This window comes from Methylomagnum sp., assembly GCF_054333355.1.
Genome location: NZ_JBTEKS010000130.1, coordinates 1 through 10578, shown reverse-complemented (window position 1 = coordinate 10578; position 10578 = coordinate 1). Strand labels below are relative to the sequence as shown.

The following is a 10578-nucleotide window of genomic DNA, read 5'->3' as shown; positions in this document are numbered from 1 at the left end:
ACAACCCCTACGCCTGGATGCAACGGCTATGGACAGGGCTAGCGGGCATGGTGCGCTGCTGGACAATGGCCGAAGCGCTGGAGAAATTGAAGCCCGATTTGCTGCGGGGCGATGATCCCGATTATTGGCATGAGCTGATCGTTCAATGCGCGGCGCGGGCCGACTATAACCAGCAGCGGCATCTGCTGTGGGCGGTGCGGGCCACCCTTGTGCTGCACTCCCCGGCGTTCGCCACCGGGCTTTTGCTGTGGTTGGCGGAAGCCGGTAGCGGCCAGAACCATTCGTATGTCATGCGTAACGCCTACGAATTCCTGCGCCACGCGCTGGCCGCCGCCCCGGAGGACGACTACCTCGCCGCCCGCCAAACCGCCGGGGACTTCCGGGGCCGCACGGATAAGCTGGATTGCATCGTGAGCTATCTCTTCCCGGAAATGCGCGAATGGGCGGAGGAATGCGTGGCCCAATCCAGTGGCAATGACGGCTGGTGGTGGCTGGCTGGAACCGTCATGTCCGTCGAAATGGCCTGCCGCTATTACCGCCGTCGTTATGTGAGCGCGTATGACACGCCGCCGACGGCCTTGCTGCAAGTGCAGCTGCACGGCGAGGCCGCGTTTCCCTTCCTGGAAATGCTGGTGGACAAGGCGAGCGGCAAGGACGACACGGCCAAGTTCGTGAAGCTGTTGCGGCGGATGCGGGTTCCCGCCCTGATTCCGGCGCTGGTGGGCCGGTTCGACAACAAGGAGGTCCGCGTGGCGCTGGACGATGTGGCCGGGGAATGGCCCATCGCCACCCTCAAAACCGCCATCGAACAGGCCGTGGCCCGCCATGACCGTGGCCTGGAAGGCTGGGCGGCGCGGCTGGCGCTGCGTTTCCCCGAGTGCGTGGCCCCGGCCCTGGCGGCTTGCAGCGCCGCCGAGCGGGAGCGTTTTCAAGGCTTATTGATCGAACTGGCCCAGCCGGAGGAAGCCCCGGTGGAGGCGCTGCCCGAATTGCTGCGGAACCCGCCGTGGACCTTGAAAAAGCGGCCCGAACCCTTGCCCGCTCTTGTCCTCGTGCCGCTGGGACAGGCCGGGGAAATGGTTTGGCCGGAAGGCGCTAAGGCGACTTGGACTGTTGATGAAGCCGCGCCTTGGATCGCCCATCATTTGGGGCAGCTACAGCAACAAACCCCCGACCTGACCCCGGAAACCTATTGTCTGAACCGCCTGCCCATCAGGTTCAATGCCTACGCGAAGGTCTTAGCGGGGGAACCGCTCAGTTCTGACGACCTCATCAAAAAAGACCATTACTACGAATCCCCAGCCCTGTTGCTCATGCTGCCCGACCTCGCGGCGATAACGGTTTGGAATGGTCTGCCGCCGAACATCTGGCATGACTGGAATAAAAGCTCATTGCCCGCCCTGGTCGCCCGCCATGAACTCGCAGCGTTGCCCGGCTTGCTGGCTTATGCCGCCGCCCGCCTGGAAGAAGGACTGGCCTTGGCGCTGCCGTTCCGATGTGCCGACTTCGCCCCGCTTGCCACCCACGCCCTGAAAAACCTCAAAAAAGCCCGCGCCCACGCCACGGCTTGGCTCCGCGCCCACTCTGAAACCGCCATCACCGCCCTGATTCCCCCCGCCTTCGGCAAGGACCGGGCGCCCCGCGACAACGCCCAATATGCCCTGCGCTGGCTGGCTCAGGACGGCTTCGGGGACGAAGTCCGCCGCATCGCCGTCAGCTACGGCGACACCGCCGCCGACGCCGTGGACCGGCTGCTCGGTGCCGACCCGGCCCTGATCGTCCCGGCGAAAATGCCCAAGCTGCCCGGCTTCTTCGTGCCCGCCGCCTTCCGCCGCCCGGTCCTAATGGACGGGGGCGCCTTGCCGCTCGTCGCCGTCGAGCATCTGGGCCGGATGCTCACCATCAGCAAGCTCGACGAACCCTACGCCGGGCTGGACATCGTCAAGAACGCCTGCACCCACGCCTCGCTGGCCGAGTTCGCCTGGGACGTGTTCGAGGCGTGGCTGGCCGCCACCGCCCCGAGCAAGGAGGGCTGGGCCTTCACCGCGCTGGGCCTGCTGGGCGACGACGAAACCGCCCGCCGCCTCGCCCCGAAAATCCGCGAATGGCCCGGCGAAGCCGCCCACGCCCGCGCCGTCACGGGGCTGGACATCCTCGCCGCCATCGGCACCGACGTGGCCTTGATGCACCTCAACGGCATCGCCCAAAAGGTGAAATTCAAGGGCTTGCAGGACAAGGCCAAGGAGAAAATCACTCAGGTCGCCGAGGCCCGTGGCTTCACCGCCGAAGAACTGGCCGACCGACTGGTGCCCGATTTGGGGCTGGACGAACAGGGCACGGCGGTGCTGGATTTCGGGCCGCGCCGGTTCTTCGTCGGCTTCGACGAGGCACTGAAACCCTTCGTGAAGGACGAGACGGGTGCTCGCCTCAAGGACTTGCCCAAGCCCAACAAAAGTGACGACGCCGAGCGGGCGGGCGCGGCAGTGGAGCTATTCAAGGCCATCAAGAAGGACGCCAAGGCCATCGCCAGCTTGCAAGTGACCCGGCTGGAACTCGCCATGTGCCACCGCCGCCGTTGGACGGGCGAAGAATTCCGGCGGTTTTTTCTGGAACATCCGCTGCTGCGGCACCTGGCGCGGCGGCTGGTGTGGGGCGTGTACCGCGACGGCCAGTTCGCCGAGGCGTTCCGGGTGGCGGAAGACCTGAGCTTGGCCGACCACAACGACGATTTTTATAGCCTGCCGGAAGACGCCGCCGTCGGACTCGCCCACATCCTGGAAATGCCGGAGGACATCCGCCGCGACTTCGGCCAGATTTTCGGCGATTACGAAATCATCCAGCCCTTCAAGCAACTGGGCCGGGAGACCTACGCCCTGACCGACGAGGAGCGCCGCAGCAATCTCATCGAGCGCTTCAAGGCCAAGAAGGTCGCCACCGGCAGCGTGATGGGGCTGATTAATAGGGGCTGGGAACGGGGCGAGGCACAGGACGCGGGCTGGGTGGGCGAGTTCGTCAAGCGCTTGCCCGGCGGGCTGGAGGCGGAGTTGCAGCTTGATCCGGGCACGGTGGTGGGTGAGATGTCCTACGAGCCGGAGCAGAGCATACCCAGCATCACGGTGCGCCGCCAGGGCACCTGGGGCAAGGATGGTGTGGTTGACCTCGCCGGACTGGACCCGATTTTGGTCAGCGAGATCATCCGCGACGCGGATTTATTGGCGCCGCTCAAATCGTAGGTCGGGCATGTATTCCATGACTGACTAAACGTCCCTGAGGCTGGAAACGTCGGGTATGAGCACATGTCCGACCTACCTTTTGTGCTCAGTCGGCATGGTCGGAGCGAAAACGCTCCAGTAGGGGTATTAGAATTCCGTCCGGGTTAGCGAATACCGTCCAGCAAAATTTTCCGTATTTGCGCATCAAGGTCTTTGATTACGTAGGTCCGCGCTTTTCTTTGTAGATCCTCTATCGCTTTCACAATACTCTTTTGTACCGATGGAGGTGGAAAAGGGAGCCGCAGAGTTTCTAAAAACGATTTAGGCACCCGGCGATGACCGCTCGCGCCCGTCATGGCTTGGGCTGCAACCTGCCGAAATTCCTCGCAATTAAGGTGATAGTAAATATATTTTGCGGTAGTTTCTTCCTTGGAACGCAGTACGAAAAACTCGGTGCTACCAAACCCAATTTTGGTCGGGAGCTTATCTAAGAAAGCTATTTTTCCGTTTTCCATACACGGAGTAATTTTGGCGAGAATGACATCCTTTTCCCGGAACTGCGTATACCCTGCTTTAACCTCAGAGAGTTTCCTCGTCACGACCGTCTCTACATAGCCCTTATCGCTGACGCTCGCCATTTCAATAAATGAAACCTCACTATTTTCATCGAGATTGGCAAAATCCTTCGGCGGGTTGATTTCCAAAATATTGGACAGCGCTTCAAGCGGGTATTTGGTAGCAAATTCAAGAGCTATCGCTAATTGCTGCGGCGATAATTGAAGCGCCAAATCACAACCCGTCCGCGAGAAATCGAAAAACGCCGCCGTGGGCGCGGCCCGCAGCAACCCGGCCAGCGGCGAACCGTCCGGCACATCCCCGACCTCTTCACCCAGAAACGCCCGCCGGAAATAATGCGCCGCCTTGCCGGGCGGCTCGTCCCGGCCATCCAGGCCGGGGGTGTACAAGGCCCCGCCGTCATAAGGCTCCCGCAAAAACACCAAGCCCTCCGCCCCGCGCCGCTGGCTCCACTTGTAGCCGAGAAACACCTGCTCGCCAGCCTTGCCCTCCGGGCCGCGCAGCACCGTGGTCCATTGCGGCACGATCTCGCCCTTCTTCAACCGCCCGATATGCGCCAAGGCGAAATACACGAACTTGACCCGCTCCGCCTCCCGGCAATAGCGCAGGAACTTGCCGCGCAACTCCGCCCGCCGCTCCTCTTCGGCCTGCTTCAAAAACGACTTCTGCTCCTTGCGCTTGCGCGTCTCGGCCAGCCCATCGAACTCCCGCTGATAGGCCACGAACAGCGGCGCGGCTTCCAACTCCGGCGGCAATTCGCCCGCCGGATCGGCCAGCCATTGGCGATACAAACCGAACTCCAAACCCGCCGCCGCGCAGTAGGCCGACAGCGCGTCGCTATCGGCAAAATCAACGTCGTTGGGTTGGTCGCCCTCAATGAACAGCACATCGGCGCGGATTCGGACATGCTCCAGATGCAGATCGGAACGGCGCTCCAACAGCAACACAATGGTGTTGGTGCCGGTGGCGATGAAGGCGCTGCTGCCCAGTTCGACGATGCCCCGCAGCAGAAACTTTTCCAGCAACAAAGCGCGGGCACGCTGATAAATGCCGCCGTTGCTGAGGATCGAGGCGGGCAGGATCAGCCCGGCCAGCCCGCCCACCGTGAGCAACTGCGCGGCCCGCTCGATGAACAGCGCCTCGATTTCGCTGCTGCTCGCGGTCAAGTGGGGCAGCAGGGTGAAGCTATTGCCCCGCAAGCCCAAATGCTGTTTGAAATCCTTCACCGAATACGGCGGATTGGCGATGAGCACATCCAGCGTGCCGGGCTTGGGCAGGATGGCATCGTCGTGGTCCAGGCCGTCGGCGTGCAGGATGTTGGCGTCACCGGCCCCGTGCAGGAACAGCGCGATCTTGGCGGTGCGGGCCAGCCGGTAATCCTTCTCGATGCCCCACACGCAATCCCGCGCCCAAGTGGTGCTGGCGGCTTCCGGCAAATCCAGCGCCGCCAAATCTTCCTGCAACTCCTCGATGGCCTCGGTCAGGAAATGGGCGCTGCCGCAGGCGTAGTCCATCAGACGCGGCAACACCCGCAACTGCCCGGCCTCGTGGGTGGCGGCGATGCGCTCACGCAGCGGCAGGCAGCGGACGATGAAGCGGGCGATGGGGACGGGGGTGAAAAACTGCCCTTCGGATTGCTTGAAACCGCTGTTCAGCAACAGCTCGAACAGGTTGCCGAGGAACGCCTGCTTGCTGGTGTACTTCAGCCGGTAGCCCTGGAACAACTCCACCACTTCCCGCACCACCTGGGTGTTCTGCTCGAACAGCTTGCGGTTGTGGACCTCTTTGAAAGCGAAATCATTGTTCGTGTAGAACTTGAGGGCGCGGAAGATTTTCTTCACCTCGTTCCGCGCCATATCCCGCTTGTGGGCCATGAACGCATTGTCGATGTCCTTTTCCTCGAAATAGGTGATGTCCTCGCCCAGCGAATCCTTCATGCCGCGCTTGTACAGGCGTTGCAGACGGTCAATGAGGTCTTCCGGCGTGTCGCGGTGGGGAAACCATTGGAAATCGAGGATATCGTCCTCACCGCGCTCCTCGTCCACCAGCTTGGCGAGAATGATGGCGCACAGCCGGTTAAAGGCGTTCTCCTTGTCCGACACATTGTTGTGCCGGAGGATTTCCATGAACTGGTTGAAGGCTTTGACACTGCCGTTCTCGCCGCTGAACTCCTTGAGGTCTTTGCGGCGGCGCGGCTGGTAGCCGATGGAATACGGCGTGAATTCCTCCTCGAAAATGCCCCGGTCGAGGAATTGTCCGCCGTAGGTGGTTTTCCAGGCGTGATGCAGCGTTTCGCGGTTATAGGCGTACTCGAACAGCGGCACGGCGAGGCGGGCGGCGCTGTGGCTCTCGGCCTTCTCCTTGTCCTCGAATTTCTTGCGGGCTTCGGGCGAATCCACGACCGGAACGATGTCGCAGCGGTATTCGATCTCGCCGGTCAGTTCGAACAACTGCGACGAGTAGATGCACAGGTGGGTCGCACTGCGATCCTGTTGCAAGTAGCCGAAAAGCTGGCCACCCTCTTCGATGGTCTTGCGCTTCTCTGCGTCGTGCTCGGGACCGAAGGTCTTGCACTCGATGATGAGCAGCGGCGGGGCATTCTCCTGTTCGGTGGGATCGGGGACGCGATGCAGCACGGTGATGTCGCTTTTGCCACCGGACGCGCCCCGGCCCACTTGATAGCGTTTCTCCAGAATCAACGTGGCCGGATCGTAGCCCTTCGCCAGCAGTCGGCAAACGCATTCCAACACGACAAAATTCTCGTCATGGTCGAAATTGCTGGTGGTGCGGTCCCCCAATACGATGGGTTTCGGGTAATGGATGGCTTGGCGGGGAATATCGACGGTGATGACGTATTCGCCGGTCGCGGGGTAATGAAAACGGCGCGCCCATTGGCCGTTTCCGAGGTCGTCGAATTCGAGAGCGGTTACTAAGCGGTAAGGGTCTGTCACGATAAAAAAGGCCCTGAGTGTGGTTGCTTCAAAACGGAATAGAGTACCTGTGGGCGATGCTGGATGGATAGCTGTCTGGCTGGAACGAACAGCCCTGTAGATCGGGCATGTACCCATGCCCGACGCACGGATGATGGCTGCGGATCGTCGGGCATGGGAATACCTGCCCGCCCCACAAACTTCTCAATGGTTTAAACAGAGTTCGTAGCCCCGCCTTCAGGCGGCAAAAAACCGTCTGAAGGCGGGACTACAAGCCAAAAGCTGTGTAAGTCCTAAAAGGAAAATCCCCATGACTATTTCCCCCCAAATCGACTGGCCCACTGGCGGCTTCGAGTGGACCGACAAATTCCGCGCCAAGCTGCCCATCATCCGGGGCGTCCATGTTCCGCCCTTCGCCATGCCCGTCGCGTGCCTGCCCAATCCGCCCATATTTTCTGCCGACCTGAGTTCCCATCATTTGCAGAAAATCCAAGTGCGCTGGCTGGAATTGGCGGCGGCTTTAGGCTTGGGGGGCACGCCTTGGACCCAGGCCGAAGCGACGGACCAGCTCACCGCCGAACGGCTGCGCCGCCCGGACCTTGGCTATTGGGTGGCGGTCTTCGCCCAGTGCGCTGCTCGTGGACGGGACTGGTTACAAGGCACATCCAGCCTGGAATGGGTCATCCAGGCTGCCAGCGCCGCCCACTCCCTGGCCTTCGCCGTCCGGGTGGTGCTGGAAACCGGCGAGGCCATCGCCCATAACCGTATCTATCACTGGCTGCGCCACGCCTTGGCCGCCGCGCCGGAACCGGATTATCAAGCCGCCCTGAAGACAGCGACGGACTTTCGCGGGCGCTCGCCCTTGCTGGACCGCATGATTAGCTACCTATTCCCGGAGCAACAGGCGTGGGCGGAGGAATGCGTAGAGCCGGGTGCCTCCATGGAAAAATCCTGGTGGCTGGATGAAACGGTGATGTCGGTGGAGACCGCCTGCCGACATTTCCGGGGCCGCTGGTTCAGTTCTCCCCTAACCCGCCGGGCGTGCTTGTTGCACATACACCTTTATGGCGAGGAAGCCGCCCTGCCATTGATAGGGCTGGCCTTGGATAGCCAGGACACCAAGGACTCGCGGAACGAGTTCATCGAATTCGCCTTGCGGGTCAGGGTTCCGGGCCTGTTGCCGCTGCTGGTGGCGCGGCTGGATAACCGGGAGGTCCACGCCGCGCTCGACAAGCTCACCGAGCAATGGCCCGCCGCCCTGCTCAAATGCGCGGTGGAACACGCCGCCGCCACGCGGGCCAGTCTGGTGGAAAGCTGGGCGGTGGCGCTGGCGTTGCGCTTGCCCGAGTGCGTCGAACCGGCCCTCGCGGCCTGTTCTGCTGCCGAGCGGGACTATTTCGCGGGGCTGGTGGCGGCGCGGTCCCAAGCCAACGAAGCCCCGGACGAGGCGCTGCCCGAGTTGCTCCGCAATCCGCCCTGGGTGAAGCGCATCCCGGCCACGCCCACCCTGGCCCTCGCGCCCATCGAACAGGCCGATGCGATGCTGTGGCAAGCCGACCAGCGCGAGGCATGGGACCAGCCGCCCATTGGCGCTCAACACTGGCTGCTCCGCAACAAACCGCCCGGCGAACCCGAGTCGCTTTATTTCCTGAACCAATTGGGCATCAAAAACACCGCCCATGAGCGGGCCTTGGCCGGTGAACCGCTGGACGGCGCAGACCTCCACGACCATGGCTACCGGCAGCGTTATCCCGCCCTCCTGTCGCGGCTGCCTGATCAAGCCGCGCTGGGACTTTGGAACCACCTGCCAGCGTCCTTCTGGCATAAAGCCTGGGGGACTCGGGCGCTGATCGCCCGCCACGAACTGGCCTGCCTGCCGGGATTATTTGCCTTCATGCCTTCCGATACCGAAGTGGGGCTGCAAGTGGCCCTGCCGATCCGTGCCGTTCGGCTGGTGCCCATCGCGGCCCACGCCCTGAAGCATCTCAAGAAGGCCCAGCCCCACGCCATGGCCTGGCTCCGCGCCCATGCTGAGACCGCCATCGCCGCGCTGATTCCGCCCGCCTTCGGCAAGGAGCGCGTGCCCCGCGAGAACGCCCAATTCGCCTTGCGCTGGCTGGCGGGGCAGGGCTTCGAGGCGGACTTGCGCCGCATCGCGGCCAGCTATGGCGACGCCGCCGTTAAGGCCGTGGATGTGCTGTTGAAGGTCGATCCGGCCCTGATCGTCCCGGCCCGAATGCCCAAGCTGCCCGAGTTCTTCACGCCCGCCGCGTTCCGTCGCCCGCGGTTGCGAAGCGGCGGCGCCTTGCCGCTGACCGCCGTCGAGCATCTGGCGCGGATGCTGACCATCGGCAAGCTGCACGAGCCTTATGTCGGCCTAGCTACCGTCAAAGCGGCCTGCACCCCCGAGTCGCTGGCCGGGTTCGCTTGGGATGTGTTCGACGCCTGGCAGATGGCCGGGGCGCCGCCCAAGGAGAATTGGGCTTATCACGTTCTGGGCTGGCTGGGCGATGACGAAGCCGCCCGGCGGTTGACCGAGAGAATCCGCATCTGGCCCACAGTGGGCGCTCTGGCCCGCGCCGTGGCGGGGTTGGATGTGCTGGCCGTCATCGGCACCGACCGGGCCTTGCTGCAATTACACGGCATCGCCCACAAAGTGAAATCCAAGCCGCTGCAAGAGAAGGCCCGCCAAAAAATCACCCAGGTGGCGGAGGCCTTGGACCTGACGGCGGAGGAACTGGCCGACCGGCTGATTCCCGATTTAGAGCTAGACGAACAGGGCGTGGTGGCGCTGGATTTCGGGCCGCGCCGGTTCGTGGTGGGCCTGGATGAATTCCTCAAGCCCTATGTGAAGGACGCCGCCGGGACGCGCCTCAAAGATTTGCCCAAGCCCAACCAAAAGGACGACGCGGCGCGGGCCAAGGTGGCGGTGGAGCGTTTCAAGGCCATCAAGAAGGAGGCCAAGGCCATGGCCAGTTTGCAAATCGTCCGGCTGGAGCGGGCCATGATCGAGCGCCGCCGCTGGCGCGGGGAGGTGTTCCGGCGCTTATTCATCGCGCATCCGGTGATGCGGCAGTTGGCGAGGCGGCTGGTGTGGGGCGTGTACCGCGATGGGCAACTGGTGGACGCCTTTCGGGTGGCGGAGGATTTGACCCTGGCCGACCGTCGCGACGACACCCATGAACTCCCGGCGGAGGCGGTGGTGGGTCTCGTCCACGCCTTGGAACTGCCGGATGAGCTGGGCCGCGATTTCGTGCAAATCTTCGCCGATTACGAAATTCCCCAGCCCTTCAAGCAATTGGGCCGCGAGACCTACGCGCTCACCGACGCGGAGCGGGCGGCGGGCCGCATCGAGCGCTTCGCCGAGAAGCCGGTCGCCACGGTCGCCGTGCTGGGCCTTCCCAGCCGGGGCTGGGAACAGAGCGGGGCAGATGGCGGCTATGTGTGGTCGTTCGCGAAGCGGCTACCGGATGGGCTGCAAGCGGAATTGACGCTCTCGCCGGGCTATCACCTGGGCGGGATTGCCGACACGCCCACGCAGCTCATCCCGCATATTGAGGTCCACCGCTTGGGCAGCCACTACGCCGACCGCAAGTTGAGCATCGCCGAGCTTGATGCCATCTTGGTCAGCGAATTGATCCGCGACGCGGATTTGCTGGCACCGCCCAAATCGTAGGTCGGGCATGGGAATACATGCCCGACCTACGCGCTGGTGGCCTTCCGCGAGGTGGGCGGTGAGCGGGTGTCCCTCGCCGCGCTGGCCCCACTCGCCATCAGCGAGGCGATGCGGGACGTGGATTTGCTGGCGCCGATTAATCAGCAGACAGGGCCGTAGGGTCTGTGGGAGCGGGCTTTAGCCC

General features: G+C 63.1%; 4 protein-coding genes. 3 read left to right on the top strand and 1 reads right to left on the bottom strand.

Annotated features, from left to right (window positions below; genetic code table 11):
• Nucleotides 1–3233, top strand: a 3233-nt coding sequence (locus ACXWUF_RS11580) for a DUF4132 domain-containing protein (RefSeq protein WP_458494838.1), incomplete at its 5' end; no start/stop codon positions are given.
• Nucleotides 3234–3376: 143 nt separating this feature from the next.
• Here the strand turns inward: ACXWUF_RS11580 and ACXWUF_RS11575 are convergent.
• Nucleotides 3377–6739: an N-6 DNA methylase gene (locus ACXWUF_RS11575; protein WP_458494837.1), complete on the bottom strand. Its 3363-nt coding sequence runs from the start codon at nt 6737–6739 to the stop codon at nt 3377–3379.
• A gap of 289 nt (nt 6740–7028) precedes the next feature.
• Here ACXWUF_RS11575 and ACXWUF_RS11570 point away from each other — a divergent pair, with 289 nt between their 5' ends.
• Both ACXWUF_RS11570 and ACXWUF_RS11565 read left to right on the top strand, forming a co-directional pair.
• Entirely contained in the window at nt 7029–10394 is a 3366-nt protein-coding gene (locus tag ACXWUF_RS11570; RefSeq protein WP_458494836.1) for a DUF4132 domain-containing protein, read from the top strand.
• A 36-nt stretch (nt 10395–10430) separates the two neighbouring features.
• Nucleotides 10431–10553, top strand: coding sequence for a hypothetical protein (locus ACXWUF_RS11565; protein ID WP_458494835.1), 123 nt, complete (start codon nt 10431–10433; stop codon nt 10551–10553).
• Nucleotides 10554–10578 lie beyond the last annotated feature (25 nt).

What these genes read in the sequence shown, in the direction of transcription:
- ACXWUF_RS11570 (WP_458494836.1), top strand. Translation starts at nt 7,029, where the DNA reads ATGACTATTTCCCCCCAAATCGACTGGCCCACTGGCGGCTTCGAGTGG.